The organism is Nostoc sp. DedQUE02, assembly GCF_034531035.1.
In the GTDB taxonomy this organism is placed as follows: Bacteria; Cyanobacteriota; Cyanobacteriia; order Cyanobacteriales; family Nostocaceae; genus Nostoc.
Genome location: NZ_JAVRBY020000022.1, coordinates 1 through 18,684 on the forward strand (window position 1 = coordinate 1; position 18,684 = coordinate 18,684).

Sequence of the window (18,684 nt, forward strand, 5' to 3'; positions counted from 1 at the left end):
GGATGAATCCACCTCAGAACTTCGTTCATCCACCTCTGAACTGGATGAATCCACATCAGAACTCCGTTCATCCACCTTTGAACCGGATGAATCCACCTCAGAACTCCGTTCATCCACCTCTGAACTGGATGAATCCACCTCGGAACTCCGTTCATCCACCTCTGAACTGGATGAATCCACCTCAGAACTCCGTTCATCCACCTCTGAACTGGATGAATCCACCTCAGAACTCCGTTCATCCACCTTTGAACCGGATGAATCCACCTCAGAACTCCGTTCATCCACCTCCGAACTGGATGAATCCACCTCAGAACTCCGTTCATCCACCTTTGAACTGGATGAATCCACCTCAGAACTCCGTTCATCCACCTCTGAACTGGATGAATCCACCTCAGAACTCCGTTCATCCACCTCTGAACTGGATGAATCCACCTTGTCTCCTTGTCCCCTTGTCTCCTTGTCTCCTTGTCCCCAATCCCCAATCCCCAAAATCGGCATCCTTTTCTACCGCGCTCATTATTTAGCGGGGAATACTAAAGTAATTGATGCTTTATGCGAAGCTTTGGTACAGAAAAATTTACAACCAGTGCCAGTATTTGTTTCTTCATTGCGCGAACCAGATGTGCAAGTTGAGTTGAGTGAATTTTTCCAACCCAAAGAAGCTGAATCAATCGCTGTACTGCTAAATACCACCAGTTTTTCTCTAGCACGCTTGGAAAGCGAAACACCCCAAACCGAACTTTGGCAACAATTAGATGTGCCTGTGTTGCAAGTAATCCTCAGTGGCGGATCGATTGAACAGTGGGAATCACAGTTTCAAGGGCTTTCTCCCCGCGATATTGGGATGAATGTGGCGCTACCAGAAGTAGATGGGCGGATTATTACCCGTGCTGTGTCTTTTAAGGCATTGCAAACTCGTAATCCCCATTTAGAAACAGATGTGGTAATTTATGAACCAGTGAGCGATCGCATCAAGTTCGTTGCTAACCTAGCAGCAAATTGGGCGCGTCTCCGTTCCAAACCACCCCAAGAACGTCGAATTGCTTTAATTCTGGCAAACTACCCCAATCGCAATGGCCGCCTCGCCAATGGTGTGGGACTCGACACCCCAGCAAGTTGTGTAGAAATCCTGCAAGCTTTACATCAAGCTGGATATGAAGTAGAAAATCCACCTGCTCAAGGAGACGAGTTGATTCAACGGCTGACAGATGGTGTAACCAACGATCCAGAAGGTAGAGAATCGCTTCCCGTAAACCAAAGTCTTTCTTGGGAAGAATATCAAGAATATTTCGCTTCATTACCGCCAGCAGTGCAGCAAGGTATCAGTGAACGGTGGGACAAACCAATTTTAGATTCAATCCAAAATCCAAAATCTAAAATCCAAAATTGGGCTGTTCCCGGAATTCAACTCGGCAACATCTTCGTGGGAATTCAGCCAGCAAGGGGTTATGATAATGACCCCAGCTTGAATTATCATGCGCCGGATTTAGAACCAACTCATGCTTATTTAGCTTTCTATTATTGGGTTAGAGAAACTTTTGGTGCTGATGCTGTAGTTCATGTAGGGAAACACGGAAATCTAGAATGGCTACCGGGTAAAAGTGTGGCTTTATCGAGTAATTGTTATCCAGAAGTAGCCTTCGGCGCACTTCCCCACCTGTACCCGTTTATCGTCAACGATCCTGGTGAAGGTTCCCAAGCGAAACGTCGCGCTCAAGCGGTGATTATAGATCACCTCACGCCGCCAATGACTCGTGCGGAACTCTACGGTTCTTTGCAACAGTTAGAAAATTTAATTGATGAGTATTATGAAGCCGACAGTTTAGATCCTTCGCGTTTGCCAGTAATTCGCGATCGCATCCACGAACTGGTAGTCAAAGAAAATCTCCATCTAGATTTAGGAATCCAAAATGAAACCGAAATTTTTAAGTCTGAATCTTTAATTTTGAATTCCATCGGTGGTTATCTTTGTGAATTAAAAGAAGCCCAAATCCGCGATGGCTTGCATATTTTTGGGCAATGTCCCCAAGGACGGCAACTCCGAGATTTAATAGTAGCGATCGCTCGCATCCCCAATCGCCATTCTCCAGGTATTACCCGTGCTATAGCTGAAGATTGGGGTCTAGACTTCGATCCCCTCACAGCCGATTTGTCAATGCCTAGCGGTGAATACTCAATAGTCAATGGCACAGAATGCCGTACCCTCGGCGATATTGTCGAAGTCCTAGAAGAACACGCCGCCCTCATAGTAGAACAACTAATAAATCAGGATTCAGAATTCAGAATTCAGAATTCAGAATTTAGAATTCAGGAATCTTGTACAGACGCGATTCATCGCGTCTCTACCTGGATACGCGATCGCCTCCTCCCAGCTTTACAAAAAACCCACGAAGAAATCACCCATTTATTACACGGACTCGATGGCGGTTACGTCCCCAGCGCTGCATCTGGCGCACCCACGCGCGGCCGCCCAGAAGTTCTCCCAACAGGGAAAAACTTTTATTCTGTCGATATTCGCGCCATTCCCACAGAGACAGCTTGGGATATCGGCAGAAAAGCCGCTGAAACTCTCGTAGAATATTACACTCAAGAACATGGCGAGTATCCCAAAACACTAGGCTTATCAATGTGGGGAACAGCCACCATGAGAACAGGCGGTGATGATATTGCCGAAGCCTTAGCTTTACTAGGAGTCCAACCTGTATGGGATGGTGCAGCACGGCGAGTAGTGGATTTTGAAATTTTGCCCCTAGCGATTTTGGGGCGTCCCCGTGTAGATGTCACCTTGCGAATTTCGGGATTCTTCCGCGATGCTTTTCCCAACTTAATTGACTTATTTGATCAAGCAGTATCAGCAGTAGCAGATTTAGATGAACCGCCAGAACAAAATCCTCTAGCGGATGCAGTTCGCCAAGAAACTGAATTGTGGACAAACCAAGGATTAACTGTCGAAGAAGCAGTGGTGCGATCGCGTTATCGCATCTTTGGTTCTCGCCCAGGTGCTTACGGCGCCGGACTCCAAGGTTTAATCGAATCGCAAAACTGGACAGATGACGAAGATTTAGCTCGCGCCTACATTAACTGGAGTTCTTACGCCTATTCTTCGGAAAACTTAGCAGGGGAGCAGGGGAGCAGGGGAGCAGAGGGGCAGGGGAGCAGGGGAGGAGAAATTCTTCCTAACTCCCAGTCCCCAATTTCCACTCCTAACTCCTCACTCCTAACTCCTAACTCCCCACTCCCCTCTCCCGAAGCCTTCGAGCAACGCTTGTCTCAAATGCAAGTTGTCCTGCACAATCAAGACAACCGCGAACACGATCTACTCGATTCTGATGATTATTACCAATTTCAGGGTGGCTTAACAGCAGCCGTGCGTTCTCTACAGGGGAAAAATCCTCAAACTTATTTTGGGGATAATTCTATACCCGCCCAACCACGCGTTCGTCAACTGAAAGCAGAAATTGCACGAGTGTATCGTTCTCGCGTAGTTAATCCCAAATGGATTGCAGGAGTAATGCGCCACGGATACAAGGGAGCCTTTGAAATGGCGGCGACAGTAGATTATCTATTCGCCTACGACGCAACTGCAAAATGTGCTGAAGATTACATGTATCAAGGTATCGTAGATGCTTATTTACTCGATCCAGTTGTTGTAGAATTTATTCAGCAAAAGAACCCTTACGCACTGCGTGATATTGCTGAAAAATTATTAGAAGCACACAAGCGCAATTTATGGGAGGATGTAAATATAGGAACATTAGAAGCTTTGAGGAACCTAGTACATCAAGCTGAAGCAGTTATCGAAGAAAAATCAATGGTGTAGGAAACAAATATGGAGAATCTTGCGTATTTGCACCTAGCTTTCGCCTACGAAGACAGCACACCCAGTGAATTGGTCTCCCTCAGTTCCTTGTTTAAGGACGCAGCTGCACCAGACTGGAAAAGGCTTTCAGGTAGGGCTTGGAAGTATATGTTGCCCCTTGCTCTGTCTTTATCTATTCTTGGCGCTGTTAGCAGCGTCATGGCACTAGAAAAAGGCGATCAAGGCCCTTCTGTCAGAAATCTACAACAAAAGTTGAAAACAGCAGGTTTTTACCAATCTTCTGTTACCCAAGTATATGACGCATCCACACAAGAAGCTGTACGGCGCTTCCAAAAGGCCGCCGGCTTACCAGTGGACGGCATTGTTGGAGCAAGCACCCTGCAAAAATTAGAAAGTTGGCAAGCGAAAAAGCCCACAACTAGGGCTACACAAGCTCAAAGAACCACTGCTGTAAGCGCACAAGCGAAAAAGTCCAGCACTACTAATTCAGCCACCAGCAAACGCCGCAATCCCAACTACCTTACTAAGGGGGATGAAGGTGAAGATGTCAAAGCTTTGCAAGAAAAGTTAAGAATCGCAGGCTTTTATTACGGAAACGCCACAGGCATATTTGGCCCAATTACCGAAGAATCTGTCAAGCGGTTCCAAGATTCTTACAAATTAAGCGTTGATGGAGTTGTTGGCCCAGCAACATTAGCTAAATTGCCAGGAACTGGCATTGGTGATGGAGAAGAGGCTCCCAAAAAAGTAGTCAATCGAGATAAACTTCGTATAGGCGATCGCGGTGAGCCAGTTAGAATTCTTCAAGAACAATTAATCCAGGCAGGATATTTAGAGGGAGAGCCAAATGGCTACTATGGCCCCTTTACTGCTGATGCTGTCAAGAGATTTCAGGCAGCTAACTACTTGAGTGCAAGTGGTGTTGCTGGCCCAACTACGCGAGCTAAGTTATATAGCTCAGTTAATACAACTAGCAAAAGCGAATTTAATACCCTAGAAATCCAAACCCGACTACGGGAGCGGGGTTTTTATAAAGGCAAGCTCAATGGTGTGATGGCAGATGACACCAAAAAAGCGATTAAACAAGCCCAAGAATTCTACGGCATTAGCCTTAAGGATCTTAAGAGCGGACGCTTTTAACATCCGCTTTGGTGTCGTTAGTATCAGTTCCCAACTGGTTGCTTGCCTCCAGTAACAGCAAATTACGAACTGCTCAGAATTCCAATTCTTTGGTAAATTTGAGTAGTTTCGTCTTATTTATCCACCCAAGTGCTAAAGCGGCATCAGCGCCCGTTGGCACTTGGGACACACTGCATGAATGGTCATTTGACAATCTAAGAGGTGAAAACCTTCTTTTTGAGCGGTTTTTGACCCAATTTTTAAAATTGAATCATTTTTAAACTCAATAGTCGAGTTGCATCTAACACAAATTAAGTGATGGTGATGATGAGGATAGGGCTGGTTGATTTCATAATGCTTATGTCCCTCGCCCAATTCTAGTTCCCGTAAAATTCCCATCCTTGCCATCAACTTCAAAGTCCGATAAATAGTTGACAGACTGATCCCTTCACCATCAGTTTCGAGCCGATGATAAAGATCCTCCGCACTCAGATGTTCACCTTGCGGAAGTTCTTGAAAAATGTGTAAAATTGTTTCGCGCTGGGGAGTTAAACGCCAGCCTCGTTCGTTCAGTTCTGCCTTGAGTGAAGTAGTTGTGTAGACAGTCATACTAATAGTTCTCAACAAAGCTTGTTAGTTGAGAATATAACAAATCTTGGGAGCAATTTGCAACAATCATTGCCTATTGAGAATTCTTACTAAATATTTAAGAACAATTCATCAAATCTTGAGCAAAATTCAAATAATTAGCTGTAGTGCATTTAATTTGCATACAGCTAACAGTTAGGATACTTGTAACGATTGCATCCCTTGACGTTGAATTTTCCCTAAGTTAGATTTGAATTGCTTAGTTGCTCCCCACCTTCAAGATATCTGAGCAAAGATTGGGGAAAACTTTTATACAGTTTAATGCTAATTATTTGCTGTAAGCCAATAAAAGGCTTTTAACTTAGGGATCAAATCACCCTTTTGTCCCTAGTCATTTGTCAAGTGTAATTTTCTAATGACAAATGACTAATGACAAATGACTAACTTAGAGACTCCAAATAGTCGCGGATGAGGTTGCGGCGCTTGGGTTGACGTAGCTTTTGCAAAGCCTTAGATTCAATTTGGCGGACTCGTTCGCGCGACAAATCAAGAGCGCGGCCAATTTCTGCTAAAGAATAAGGATGACCATCTGCCAAACCAAACCGCATCAGAATTACATCGCGCTCCCGGCTAGTTAAATCTGACAGAAGATGATGCAAGTCTCTTTGTAAAGATTCTCGCATTAACATCTCTTCTGGAGTTACACTGTCGGTTTCGAGTAATTCGCCTAACTCAGTGTCTTTATCTTTTCCTACCTTGGTTTCCAAAGAAACGGAGCGAGGAACCCGCAACAAAACTTCTCGGACTTGGGTTGGTGTCATCTCTAACTCGGTTGCTAAATCTTCCAGAGTTGGAGTCCGACCTTTTTCTTGAGCTATTTTGCGTTGAGCCTTTTTGATTTTGTTTAACTTTTCGGTGATGTGAACCGGTAGGCGAATTGTGCGACTAGAAGTAGCGATCGCTCGTGTAATACCCTGACGAATCCACCAGTAAGCATAGGTACTAAAGCGATAACCCTTAGTTGGGTCAAATTTTTCTACAGCCCGCTCCAAACCTAATGTACCTTCTTGGACTAAATCCAACAATTCCAAACCACGATTTTGATACTTCTTAGCAACAGACACAACTAAGCGAAGATTCGCCTTAATCATGTGTTCTTTTGCTTGGAGTCCTTGGGACTGAACTTGCTCCAACTCTTCTACAGTTAACTTGGCAATTTCAGCCCAGCGACGCTTGCCTTCTGCCAAAGTTGGCCTAAGATCGGATAAAACTATATCAGCAGTAGCAGCCCATCTTTCCAAAGACGGCCGATGTCCCAGTTCGGAAGTAAGACGTTCTTGAACTTCAATTAACCGAAGATAGGGCGTAATCACTTGATCCCCTTCCTTGGCGGCCTTAGCAAGTACTATCCGCATCCGCAAGTAGCGTTGGACTTTTTGAGCTTCTGAAACCTCTTCATCGCGCCCCAACAAGCGAACCCGACCAATTTCTTGAAGATATAGACGTACTAGGTCTGTACTCCGACGGTTGGTGCTAGCAGCAAAGTTAGCATTGTCTACAGTTGCCAGTTCTAGCTCCTGTAGGTCATCTACCGATAACTCACTGTCATCAACCGTGAGATCCGAGTCCAAAGCCTGGCTAGACTTTTTGGTGTTGTAGGGGGCGTCTGCATAAAAAGATGTTGCTGGCATAAGATCGTCTCAATGGCTCCAGGTAACAATAGATTTCGGTCAGCTTAGATTACGGTCAGCTATTCAACTGTTGCTATTGTTCCCGCGATTAACGATGAACTAACATAGTTGAACGTTCCCTTACAATTTTTTTTAGAAATTAACTGTAAGGGTTTTATTGGATACAGGATTACTGAACTTAATCGGCTGCTAAACTTTTGATTAAACCAATAGCTATTTAAATCCACAGCTAGGCTTTCAATATTTCAACTACTTAGTTAAGATTTCAACCTTGATGGTTTTTAGATAGTAACTTTTGTAACACAGTATAAACATCCTTCAGTGAATGTCATCTTTATAATTGGCATAGTCACATTTACATGGCTGCAAAAGTAATATCCTGACGATTTAGCAATTTTTTCTCAGGATTATTCAGGTATAAGTAGAACTAATAGATATCGCAAAAGTGATTAGCATTAACGGCAAAAATTCTCTCGACACGGAGATAGAAGATGCGGATAAATTATCAAACACCCTCTCCGTGTTCCTGCGTCGTTTTGTATGTCAGCTTTAATCTGCCAATTTCAACTTGACAGACTACTAGTAGTTCGCCAAGGGAACGCAAGCGGGGTAAAGGGTAAGGGGTAAGGGGGAAAGGTTTTAAATCCCTTACCATGAGTCCCTTTCCCTAGCCCTCACAAGCGCATTTTTGGGTTGGCAGACCACTAGTAGTCCATCATGCTAACGAAAGCTTGGTATGTAGTAAGCACTTCAGTGCTTAAGAAAATGACTAAAGTCCTTACTACAAACTTATTTACGCAGCATAGTTGACTTAACAGACTACTAAACTAGTAGTTGTACTCTGGCTTGATATCTCGCAACATCAGTTCATCAAGTGCTTGTCCGGGTGTGATTTCGCCTTGAAGTAACCGATAAACTTGCTCAGTAATTGGGACTGCAATGTTTTGTTGCTTGGCTCGTTGCATCAAAACTCGGCAAGTGTTCACTCCTTCAGCAGTTCCTTGTAAATTTGCGAGAGTTTCTGTAAGTGACTTACCACCAGCTAGCTGATAGCCGACTTGGTAATTGCGACTTAAGGGACTATTGCACGTTGCTAACAAATCTCCTAGACCCGATAAACCATAAAATGTTTCCGTCTTCGCACCCCAGTTGTTACCGATGCGAACCATTTCTGTAAGTCCACGGGTAACTAAAGCAGCTTTGGCATTGGTTCCCAGTTGTAAACCATCGCATACACCAGCTGCGATCGCAATCACATTTTTCAGTGTTCCCCCCAGTTCTACCCCCAAGGGATCAGGATTGGTATATACCCGAAAACGATGAGAAGAAAATACTAACTGCACTACTTCCGCAGCCGTGGGAATATTACTGGCTACCACGCTGGCTGCTGGTAATTCCATTTGAATTTCTTTTGATAAATTAGGCCCAGACAAAACAACTACTGGATGGTTAGGAAATATTGTTTGCCAAATTTGTGAAGGTGTACAGGTGGTTTGGGGATCTAAGCCTTTTGTTGCTGTCACAAAAATTGTCTCTGGAGAAAGGGGAAAAGACTGGACTTGGGAAGCAACATCTCTCACACCAATCATCGAGATAGCAGACAGGACTATTTGGACATCTTTTAAAACTAGTTGAAGACTGTGGGAACCTTGACGCGACCACACACGTACCTGATGACCATTCGCTGTGGCCAGATTTGCCAGAGATGCACCCCAAGCACCTGCACCAAGAATTGCAACGGAAAGTTTTGTGTTGGAGTACATCTGCTCACTCATAAATTCTATTCCTAACTCCTAACTTTTGAGCGTGGATAACGTTTCATTAATTCTCTGACTTGTTCTGCATGATATGAGCTTCTTGTCAATGGTGAAGAAACAACTTGTAAAAATCCGATTTCTTCCCCGAATGCCTTCCAAGCAGTAAATTGTTCTGGATTGACAAATTCGTTTACCTGCAAATGTTTTTGACTGGGTTGGAGATATTGCCCAATGGTCAAAATGTCGCAATCGACAGATCGCAAGTCTTGCATGACTTGGCGAATTTCTGCGTCAGTTTCACCGAGTCCAACCATGATCCCGGATTTAGTGTATGTGCTAGGAGAAAGTTGGCGAGTGCGTTGCAATAATTCTAATGTGCGATCGTAGTTTCCTTGGGGACGCACCCGGCGATATAGGCGTGGAACAGTTTCGGTATTGTGGTTTAATACCTCTGGCGCAGCTTGTAGAATTAACTCCAGAGCATTCCAATTACCGCATAAGTCAGGAATTAGCACCTCAATTGTGGTGTTGGGTGAAACAGAGTTAACTGCATCAATACACGCCATAAATTGAGATGCCCCACCATCAAGCAAGTCATCTCGGTTTACAGAAGTGATGACTACATGATTAAGGTTCAGGCGACGAACAGCTTGGGCCAATCGTGTAGGTTCTGTGGGGTCTAGTGGTTTGGGTTTTTTCTCAAAATCAATATCGCAGTAGGGACAAGCGCGTGTACAAGCGGGCCCCATAATCAAAAACGTGGCAGTCCCAGCGTTGAAGCATTCACCAATATTCGGACAGGACGCTTCCTCGCAAACTGTATTGAGGGCTAAATCCCGCAAAATTTCTTTAACGTTACCGATGCGCTCAAGCTGAGGTGCTTTCACCCGCAACCAGTCTGGTTTTACAGTCACAATCCGCTTTTACCACTAGAGTTATACAAATTTAATCGTAGCAAGCAAAGCCTTTGATGAAGTGATCATATATAGATGTAATTCTGATATTTGACATAGGTTGTGATATTCTTAATTTACAATGCCATTTTTATGGCGGGATGTGGCGCAGCTTGGTAGCGCACTTCGTTCGGGACGAAGGGGCCGCTGGTTCGAATCCAGTCATCCCGATTGGTAGATGTCGAATAACTAACTATTTGTGAAACTAGAGAAAGAGGCAAACGATTTTTCCTCTAGATGAAGATAGTTATAAATATTCCCGGCTACTTGTTGACAGATTACTAGTAGCGTCTTCCAGACTAACTAGGGCGGTTATTCACACCGGAAGTTTTTGGGATAGTTTGTCAAAATTAAAGATAACTGGAGGTTCAAAATATGAAATTTTCAATCCAATCACTTTACGCTTGGTATCGCGATGTGCTTCGTAACCCCAAGTACCGTTGGTGGGTTATTTTAGGAACATTAATCTATTTGGTTAGCCCGGTTGATATTCTCCCAGATTTTATACCTGTTGTGGGACAGATTGATGATGTTTTCCTTTTGACTTTGCTAGTTTCTGAGGTGTCTGGGCTAGTAATTGAGGGCTGGAAAGCTCGTAAGGGTGATCTGGGTACTGAAGTGCCTAATACTACCGAGGGTTCTACCTCTAGTGGAAGCACCATTGATGTTGATGCTGTTTCTGTTAAGTAATTTTAATGAAACCCCTGCTTTTGGGATATGAGGTGGGGGTATTTTTTTTAACGCAGAGGAACGCAAAGGGAAGCGCAGAGGTTCGCAGAGGAGGAGTTAGAGGTTATTGGCTATGCGTTTGATGCCTTCTTTGAGGTGGAGGACGTTAAAGTTGAGGAGAAGACCTAGTTTGCAGTTTGCTAGTTTGAGATAGGTTAGGAGTTGGACGGAGTGAATCGGGTGGAAGGATTCTACAGATTTAATCTCTACAATTACTTTGTTTTCGACCATCAAATCTAATCGATAAACGCATTCCAATTGCACATCTTGGTAAACTAAAGGCAATGGAATTTGCCTACCAACATTCAACCCGGCTTTCTTCAACTCATAATCCAAGCACTCTTCATAAGCCGACTCCAATAAACCAGGCCCCAAAGCAGTATGCACCCTCATCGCACACCCAATAATAACCCCACTCAACTCATTCTCTCTCATCCTCTGCGTTCCTCTGCGCTTCCCTTCGCGCCCCTCTGCGTTTAAAAATCTTTCACAAATTCCGTCAAGAACCTAAACGCCTTCAAAATATAACTAGCGCAATCTCTAGGTGAAGTATTGTAAAACGATCGCCACGCACTCGCCTTATCCTCGTCATAGCGATCGCTACGTTGATTATGATTTTCTAACCACGCCAATCGCACTGCATGGCCAATTAACACATCTAATACGATATATTCTTCAATTTGCAGCTTAGGATTATTGGCAGCGATCGCTCCTAATTCGATTAATGCTTCAATATTAACTTGGCGGTATTCTGGTGCTTCAATTTTATTCAGCAAATGCTCAATCAAGAGAGCAAAATTTCTTTCACCGGCTGTCATTTCCGACAGCATTATCTCACTATCTAAACGATTGCGCCGCTCTAATTTATCGCCAATTACTAGACCCTTGCAATGTTGCATTAATAGCCAAACTTGTTTAAAAAATTCTTTTGGTACGCGCCCTGTTGCACCCTCGGCTTGGCGAAACCGTCGCCAACCTCCAGGCGGAACTTCTATCCCTTCGGCGATTCCTGGTAGCACCACCCAAGCAATATCACTTTCTTTTTGTTTGACGTGCAGTGATTCTTGCTGACGTAACAGGTTACTCATGCCAGTATATCCAGTTAATACCTGACGCAAACGTACTTTAACTTCAAAGGGTGAAAGTTGCATTAAGCGATCATAAGCTTCATCTTGAGTAACGTGCAATTCCCGCGCTAGTTCGCTGGTGATCAATAAGATGAGATAGCCGACTCTTAATGTTAGTAGTCCCTGAAATAGTTCGGGTTCTGAGCGAATTAAGATACCAACATAGATTAAAATCTCTTGGGTGAGGACGCGATCGCGGATATCCTCACGACAAAAATGATTAATTTTATCGGCAATTTCATCGTGAGACATGGGTACGCTAATCAAGGACGCTTCACTGTAAGCTTTACCCACAGCAATTTGTTTACCTCGCACCAAAATACTCGTAACTGCATCTGATAGGCTGATATCAACCATTTGCCTTAACCCCGCAGCCCGACGCACCACTGCCCAAATACCTAAATCTCCAGCTTTGGTATAAACTTCATCGAGTAAATCAGCAACGGTGACGCGATATCCCGGGCCACCATATCCTGTATCAAATTCCATTCCCTGCAAGCGAGTTAAAGTTTGCAATAACTCGATTTGCTCGTAAATATTTTCTGATGAGCGCAAGTAAGAAAGCAATAACCCCAAGTTAGTTTCGTACTCCATTTGAAATTCTTGGGTATGTCCTAAGCGCCAGTTTTTCTCAGGATGATATGCTAAATAATAGCAACGTGGGCTAGCATTTTTGACTGGCGATCGCGCGAATTCTGCATTGGGGAGAAAATCAATTCTTTGGATTCCGGCTGTTAGCTTTAGCTGATTTAGCCGCCCTAATTTCACTCGCACACCGTTACAAACACCATCTTTCAGTTCTTGCATTAATTCTAGTAATGCTTTCGAACCTGCTTCTAACATGGTGTGCGTCAACATTAAAGTTAAGGTAGGACGACCTAAATCGCTCCAATATTTTTGAATATAAGCTAGTTCGCTTCTAATTTGATCTAGTAAAAAATGGTAATCAAGGGTTAAGTAAAACTGTTGAGAGTCGGAAAATGAAGGCAAAAATACAATTGTTTCACCGCTAATCCGAAAGATTCTAGATGTTGTTAAACTCCGCAGCCGCCGCACTGGCCGCCCAGTTAAACCAAGTTTATTGTTACGTCCAATTTGGGTATAAATAGCTGAAAATTCTTCAGCTATTCTCACTTGAATCGGTTCTACTTGAGTAGGCGTTTGCGCTTCAATTCCGTGAACTTCTAGTTTTGTTTGTAAATCCTCATCTTCTGCTAACAAAGCAATTTGTACCAATGCATCGCGCTGTTTGCCCACACACAAATGTCTTCCCAAAGGGTCGATATCACCAACTGCGATTAAACCTTCACTCAACATTTCAGCGAGAAAATATAAACTCTGCGCCCACACCAAGGGAATATTTTCATTGGGCAAACGTGGTTGCGTTTGAGGTGCTAACTTTTCTGCTTCTATATTTTCTGCGGGAACATAATATAGTTCTGGCAATAAACGTAAACCATCTTGTTCTATAAGTAATGATTCTAAAAGATTTTGGTATTTTTTAACTTGTTCTTGTTCGCCGCGAAATAATGCATCTAGAACTAAATAAGTGAAAAATAACGGCCATTCGCATTCAATATGCTCAAATTGTTTGAGTTCCCACGGTTCATAGTGTAAACGTTGATTATCTTCTAAAACTGTTTGGTGTCCATCACGCAGAAAGCGTTTGCAGCCGTATTTTCCTGCGAGTTTATTGATAATATCGTTTAAGGTGCGATCGCGTAACTCCAAATCTTCCACTGCAAAGGCAGGATAACTAATAATACTCAACAGCGCCGCATCAATTTCTTTGGAACCAGATTCTCTCGGTAATAAGGATTCTAAAGTAATCCGGGCGCGGGCGATTTCATCTGGTAGCACATGAATTACCGATGCTTGACTACCACGCACACCAAACAAATCCAGCCCATTGATAGCTTCTAAAGCAGCTTTTGCCATGCCTACAGAACTGGCATTTAACTCAGCATTACCCCGATTAATTTTATTCCCACGTTCCCAAATGCCATAATCTGGTGTGCGGTAAGCTCGTCCAATGTAGTAAACTAAATTTTGGACGAAATTAACTTCGTCAATGGTATAAATTATTGGCAATCCGGCTGCGGTCATTTGCGCCAATATCAACAAAAATATAGATGTGGCATCAAGTTGCAAATGTCCCCATTCATCATCACCAACAACAATGTCACCGCTTGCGGTATTATATTTGGCGTGTAGTCCATCTAGTAGCGACTGAGTGTGTTTAAATGTCTCTACTTTATGAGCCTGTCGCATCATCGCAAACAATAATCCGCGCATCAGTTTGATGACACTGTGTTCTAGTTCATAGGTGCGTCCTTTGTCGTCGTCAATCTTGCGGTATGCAAGTCCTAAACCCCAAACTGCCAAAATGCTGTAAACGTTGTCTCGCACCCAGGCATCTGTATAATCGCCGTGGGCTGTAATCGCTGTACTCGCAGGTAGTAAACCAGTAATCGGATTTTGACGAGTCAGGATGATTGTTTTGATTTGCTGGTAGTAATAGTCCAGGCGAGTTAGCAATTTGGTAGATGTTTTCATGGTTTGGTTCAGAACAACTTGCTCTCATTTCACCCTGTAACTGTCAAGTGAATTACCTAAACCAAGTCAGAATAAGTTCTGTAATGGTTGATGGGACAACAGCTAAGGGTGGTGTGAGTTTATTATTATCTCCTGTTAACACGCCTCTGGGTACTGAATTTTAGCGATCGCAAACTAAAAAATGATATTTTTCAAACATTCATATACACGTACAATAATTTATACTGTAAGCAAAGGAATTTTGCAAGAATTTCCAGGTAAACACAAATCAGGGATCAGCTCATTAGCTAAAAGTAAATCTTTAGTTGACTAAATGAATGCTCTTTGTTTTCGAGATAATCAAGGAGTCTGCAAAAGCTTTTACCCTTGTTTGGTTGTTAATGAGCGATCGCGCCTATTACAGAGTATCAATTTTTGTTTTTATGTCTAAGTATAGAGTAAACTAGGCACACCCAAGAGCGATCGCTAAAGCTCAAACACCTTACTGCAACTATGAAGTGAAACCTGCTAACCCATTTCTGATTCTCCGTCGTCCAGGTGACTATGCATGAAGTTGCTTGATACCAAATATTACTTACTGATATCGTAAATATTTTAACTATATAAAGTTTGCGAAAAAAATCGTTGATTGGCAAGACACATAGCTTATAGCAATAGTAAAATCTACTTTAAGCTAGACGAAAATTACCTAAATTTCGGGGTAATTAAGTTAGGTACTAGTGGTAAATATGACAAAAGCTGAATGCTAATATTCAGTATCTCCCGGAGAGCGCTATTCCGGGTTAGGATGATGACTAGCGATGCCTTAATTTAGATATCGATATTGATTTGTTGAAATTTTATGGGCAATAGTCCACCAGATGGCAGTATCAACCTCCTCTGAGCTGGCGAGTCAGTCTCCCAGCGCGGGGGAGACTTAGGAGATATATCTCATGCTTACACAAGATATTCGTGATTTGCTGACTGATACTACCGATTTAAATCAGTTGAAATGGGATTTAAATCGCTTGCAACCTGTGGATGTAGGAGATTACATTACACAATTGCCTGAGAAACAACGCGCGATCGCATTCCGTTTACTCAATAAAGCTCAGGCAATTGATGTATTTGAATACCTGCCCACAGAGGTGCAAGAAGAACTAATTAATTCTCTGCATGATGTCCAGGTAGTGCAACTTGTAGAAGCGATGAGTCCCGATGAACGGGCAGAATTGTTTGACGAACTACCGGCTGGAGTAATCAAACGGCTATTACAACAACTAAGTCCAGAAGAAAGGCAAGCAACAGCAACGATTCTCGGCTATCCAGAAGGCACGGCTGGGCGGGTAATGACAACCGAATACGTGCGGTTGCGCCAGGGATTGACTGTAGGTGAAGCCTTGAGCAAAATCCGTCGTCAGGATGAAGACAAGGAGACGATTTACTACGCCTACGTCACAGATGACAATCGGACGCTGGTGAGAGTAGTTTCACTGCGTCAGTTATTGTTTACCTTTCCCGATGTTTTCATCAAAGATATTGCTAGCGATCGCGTCATCAAAGTTAGAACCGAAACCCCTCAAGAAGAAGTGGCGCGAATCATGCAGCGCTACGACTTAATCGCTATCCCCGTAGTTGACCGAGAAGACCGATTGGTGGGCATTGTCACCATTGATGATGTCATGGATATTTTGCAAGAGGAAGCCACAGAAGATATCCAAAAACTGGCGGGTGTGAGTGGTGATGAAGCAGCTTTATCCTCTCCCTTACTCACCATCCGCAACCGCTTGCCGTGGCTATTGGGCATCATGGCACTATATATTGGTGCAGCTAGTGCGATCGCGCCTTTTCAATCTGTAATTGCCGCAGTGCCAGTTTTAGCAGTAATCATGCCGATTTTTTCTAACACTGGTGGTACTGTTGGGATTCAATCATTAACGGTGACAATTCGCGGCTTGGGAGTGGGAGAAGTAACATCCAAAGATACCTTGAAAATTCTCCGCAAGGAACTTCTCGCTGGTTTAGGTACAGCCGTAGCTTTAGCCACAACGATGTTCCTGCTTTCCTTAATTTGGGCGCAACCCCAAGAACGATGGGTAGCTTTAATTGCCGGAATGGTAATGGCAACTAATACAATTGTGGCTGTTACACTCGGCACTTTATTGCCAATGGGTTTGACACGGCTGAAGCTTGACCCTGCTTTAGTTAGTGGCCCGTTAGTGACTACAATGCTAGATACAATTGGATTTTTAACGTTCCTCAGCTTAATTTCTCTAGCTTTAAACGTTTTCCATTTACCAACTTGAAGGGATTGGGCATTGGGGACTGGGGATTAGGGATTGGGCATGGGGCATGGAGAAGAGACAAGGTAGACAAGGAAGAGGGGGGAGACTTGTTCAATAATTCCCCCTTGTCCTCCTTGTCCCCTTGTCCTCCTTGTCCCCTTGTCCCCTTGTCCTCCTTGTCCCCCTTGTCCCCTTGTCCTCCTTGTCCTCTTGTCCCCAGTCCCCAAATATGCCTACTACTACCTGGAATCGTCATCACGTTCTTTCCCTAGCTGACTTCACTACCGCCGAATACGATACAGTTTTGCAAACTGCTGCCAGTTTTCAGGAAGTGCTATCACGGCGGACAAAGAAAGTACCAACCTTACAGGGACAGGTGGTGGCGAATTTATTTTTTGAATCGTCTACCCGCACCCGCAGCAGTTTTGAACTTGCGGCGAAACGTTTAAGTGCGGATACCCTGAACTTCGCCGCAGCCACATCTTCTATGACTAAAGGAGAAACAATTCTCGACACGGCGAAAACCTATTTGGCAATGGGAACTGATATTATGGTAGTCCGCCATCGAGAGGCAGGAGTACCAAATGCGATCGCCGCGGAAATGGATCGTTTAGGTGTACGAGTTAGTGTCCTCAATGCTGGTGATGGACAACATGAACATCCTTCCCAAGCACTGCTAGACTTATTTACCATTTGTACTCTAATTGATCCAGCCAGTCCTCGACTAGAACTTTTAAAAGGTAAAAAGATTGCCATTGTTGGGGATATTCTTCATTCTCGTGTGGCGCGATCGAATATTTGGAGTTTAATTGGCAGTGGTGCCGAAGTGCATCTCGCAGCACCACCCACCCTGTTACCTAAGTTATTTGCCGAGTATATCTTAGAGGAGGCAGAGGGCAGGTGGTCACTGAGCGTAGCCGAAGTGGGGCAGGGAGCAGAAGGAGACAAATTAATTCCTCCTCATCCACCACTCCCCGCTCCCCAACTATTTTTACATTGGCAGCTAGAACCAGCTTTGCAAAATGCCGATTTTGTGATGACTTTGCGCCTGCAAAAGGAACGGATGACCGCTCATTTGCTGCCAAGTTTGCGAGAATATCATCAGCTATTTGGCATTACACGTGCAAAGCTGCAACTTTGTCAACCTAATGTCAAAGTTTTGCATCCAGGCCCAGTTAATCGTGGTGTCGAAATTAGCTCTGAATTGATGGATGACCCAGAATTTAGTCTCATTCAATCGCAAGTCACCAGTGGTGTCGCTGTTCGCATGGCGCTGCTGTATTTGTTAGGTAGCGGCAAGGCTTAATAACAGGACTCAAGCTAAATCCTGGCAATATATTTTCAACCGAAGCAGTTTGGTGGTGTCAGATAAGACTGATGCAAAAATTGTCTGAAACTCTTACTCCTTTGGGGTAGCCTGCGGATTTACTGCTAACAATCTTTTAATATTAGTCCGATCGGACTAGCCCAGAGAAGAATACCTAAGCTCATAGAAATTATATATTCCTCCGATCGCATGAATACAGAATTCTGTGATCTTGGCACACTGGTATCGTAGAAGTTTAAAAATTTAATGACTTCTAGAAGTGTCGGAGGTAAATATGAAACGAATTTTTTTGACGGCAGCAGCCTTACTCAGCACGCTATCTCTAGCTGCTCCCATTCCCGTCAAAGCAGAAAACTCCGCCCCTGTCCGGCGCTTGCTGGAAACTAGAGAATGTTCTGGATGCAATTTAACAGGAGCAAACCTCAAAGGCGCTCACCTCATAGGTGTTGACCTCAGAAATGCAAATTTAAAAGGAGCTAATCTCGAAGGTGCTAACTTAGAAGGTGCTGATTTAACTGGTGCAAATTTGAAGTCTGCTAATCTCACAAAAGCATTCATCAGCGATACTATCTTAAGTAACGCTAATCTGACCAACGTTAATTTGAGTAATTCCCGCTTATATAACAGCGACGTAGATGGCGCTCTTATGGCTAATATTGATTTAAGCGGTGCTGATGTATTTAATACTGCCATTAGCATTGGTGGTGAATACTAATGGTGAATAATGATTTCAAAGTAATGAGTTAAGAGTCA

At 43.7% G+C, this 18,684-nt stretch carries 13 protein-coding genes and 1 tRNA gene; 8 read left to right on the forward strand and 6 right to left on the reverse strand.

The genetic code is table 11. From position 1 onward, the window contains the following. Positions 1-124: 124 nt before the first annotated feature. Both cobN and RMX98_RS17955 read left to right on the forward strand, forming a co-directional pair. Entirely contained in the window at positions 125-3,820 is a 3,696-nt protein-coding gene (gene cobN / locus RMX98_RS17950; RefSeq protein WP_409881600.1) for a cobaltochelatase subunit CobN, read from the forward strand. 9 nt (positions 3,821-3,829) lie between these two features. Next, entirely contained in the window at positions 3,830-4,960 is a 1,131-nt protein-coding gene (locus tag RMX98_RS17955) for a peptidoglycan-binding protein (RefSeq protein ID WP_322680022.1), read from the forward strand. 132 nt (positions 4,961-5,092) lie between these two features. On the opposite strand, the gene RMX98_RS17960 is transcribed toward RMX98_RS17955, so the two are convergent. The 4 genes from RMX98_RS17960 to lipA form a co-directional block, all read right to left on the reverse strand. Further along, positions 5,093-5,548, reverse strand: a complete 456-nt coding sequence (locus tag RMX98_RS17960; protein ID WP_012407750.1) for a Fur family transcriptional regulator — start codon at positions 5,546-5,548, stop codon at positions 5,093-5,095. A gap of 419 nt (positions 5,549-5,967) precedes the next feature. Beyond that, positions 5,968-7,218 (reverse strand): RNA polymerase sigma factor SigC, encoded by a 1,251-nt coding sequence (gene sigC / locus RMX98_RS17965; RefSeq protein ID WP_322680023.1) that lies wholly within the window; start codon positions 7,216-7,218, stop codon positions 5,968-5,970. 827 nt (positions 7,219-8,045) lie between these two features. Beyond that, positions 8,046-8,981, reverse strand: a complete 936-nt coding sequence (locus RMX98_RS17970) for an NAD(P)H-dependent glycerol-3-phosphate dehydrogenase (protein ID WP_322680138.1) — start codon at positions 8,979-8,981, stop codon at positions 8,046-8,048. 23 nt (positions 8,982-9,004) lie between these two features. Further along, positions 9,005-9,889, reverse strand: coding sequence for a lipoyl synthase (gene lipA / locus RMX98_RS17975; RefSeq protein ID WP_322680024.1), 885 nt, complete (start codon positions 9,887-9,889; stop codon positions 9,005-9,007). 136 nt (positions 9,890-10,025) lie between these two features. Between lipA and RMX98_RS17980 the strand changes: the two genes are divergently transcribed. Both RMX98_RS17980 and RMX98_RS17985 read left to right on the forward strand, forming a co-directional pair. Further along, positions 10,026-10,099, forward strand: a tRNA-Pro gene (locus RMX98_RS17980). A 204-nt stretch (positions 10,100-10,303) separates the two neighbouring features. Next, on the forward strand, positions 10,304-10,618 hold the full coding sequence (locus tag RMX98_RS17985) for a YkvA family protein (protein ID WP_322680025.1): 315 nt from the start codon (positions 10,304-10,306) through the stop codon (positions 10,616-10,618). Positions 10,619-10,714: 96 nt separating this feature from the next. Here RMX98_RS17985 and RMX98_RS17990 read toward each other — a convergent pair whose 3' ends face one another. Together RMX98_RS17990 and RMX98_RS17995 are read right to left on the reverse strand one after the other, a co-directional pair. After that, positions 10,715-11,092, reverse strand: a complete 378-nt coding sequence (locus RMX98_RS17990) for a GxxExxY protein (RefSeq protein ID WP_322680026.1) — start codon at positions 11,090-11,092, stop codon at positions 10,715-10,717. 41 nt (positions 11,093-11,133) lie between these two features. After that, entirely contained in the window at positions 11,134-14,340 is a 3,207-nt protein-coding gene (locus RMX98_RS17995; RefSeq protein ID WP_322680027.1) for a glycoside hydrolase family 15 protein, read from the reverse strand. Here RMX98_RS17995 and RMX98_RS18000 point away from each other — a divergent pair. The 4 genes from RMX98_RS18000 to RMX98_RS18015 all read left to right on the forward strand — a co-directional run bounded on the left by RMX98_RS18000 (position 14,331) and on the right by RMX98_RS18015 (position 18,646). Then, positions 14,331-14,504 carry a hypothetical protein gene (locus RMX98_RS18000; RefSeq protein WP_322680028.1) on the forward strand — a complete coding sequence of 58 codons (174 nt, stop codon included), beginning with the start codon at positions 14,331-14,333 and terminating at the stop codon, positions 14,502-14,504. The two genes, RMX98_RS17995 and RMX98_RS18000, sit on opposite strands and share 10 nt — an antisense overlap. Positions 14,505-15,272: 768 nt before the next feature. After that, positions 15,273-16,625: a magnesium transporter gene (gene mgtE, locus RMX98_RS18005; protein WP_322680029.1), complete on the forward strand. Its 1,353-nt coding sequence runs from the start codon at positions 15,273-15,275 to the stop codon at positions 16,623-16,625. A gap of 208 nt (positions 16,626-16,833) precedes the next feature. Continuing rightward, positions 16,834-17,910: an aspartate carbamoyltransferase catalytic subunit gene (locus tag RMX98_RS18010; protein WP_322680030.1), complete on the forward strand. Its 1,077-nt coding sequence runs from the start codon at positions 16,834-16,836 to the stop codon at positions 17,908-17,910. A gap of 295 nt (positions 17,911-18,205) precedes the next feature. Then, on the forward strand, positions 18,206-18,646 hold the full coding sequence (locus tag RMX98_RS18015; protein ID WP_322680031.1) for a pentapeptide repeat-containing protein: 441 nt from the start codon (positions 18,206-18,208) through the stop codon (positions 18,644-18,646). Positions 18,647-18,684 lie beyond the last annotated feature (38 nt).

Coding starts and splice junctions, on each gene's coding strand:
- RMX98_RS17955 (WP_322680022.1), top strand. CDS start 3,830: ATGGAGAATCTTGCGTATTTGCACCTAGCTTTCGCCTACGAAGACAGC.
- RMX98_RS17960 (WP_012407750.1), bottom strand. CDS start 5,548: ATGACTGTCTACACAACTACTTCACTCAAGGCAGAACTGAACGAACGA.
- sigC (WP_322680023.1), bottom strand. CDS start 7,218: ATGCCAGCAACATCTTTTTATGCAGACGCCCCCTACAACACCAAAAAG.
- RMX98_RS17970 (WP_322680138.1), bottom strand. CDS start 8,981: ATGTACTCCAACACAAAACTTTCCGTTGCAATTCTTGGTGCAGGTGCT.
- RMX98_RS17985 (WP_322680025.1), top strand. CDS start 10,304: ATGAAATTTTCAATCCAATCACTTTACGCTTGGTATCGCGATGTGCTT.
- RMX98_RS17990 (WP_322680026.1), bottom strand. CDS start 11,092: ATGAGAGAGAATGAGTTGAGTGGGGTTATTATTGGGTGTGCGATGAGG.
- RMX98_RS18000 (WP_322680028.1), top strand. CDS start 14,331: ATGTTTTCATGGTTTGGTTCAGAACAACTTGCTCTCATTTCACCCTGT.
- RMX98_RS17995 (WP_322680027.1), bottom strand. CDS start 14,340: ATGAAAACATCTACCAAATTGCTAACTCGCCTGGACTATTACTACCAG.
- mgtE (WP_322680029.1), top strand. CDS start 15,273: ATGCTTACACAAGATATTCGTGATTTGCTGACTGATACTACCGATTTA.
- RMX98_RS18010 (WP_322680030.1), top strand. CDS start 16,834: ATGCCTACTACTACCTGGAATCGTCATCACGTTCTTTCCCTAGCTGAC.
- RMX98_RS18015 (WP_322680031.1), top strand. CDS start 18,206: ATGAAACGAATTTTTTTGACGGCAGCAGCCTTACTCAGCACGCTATCT.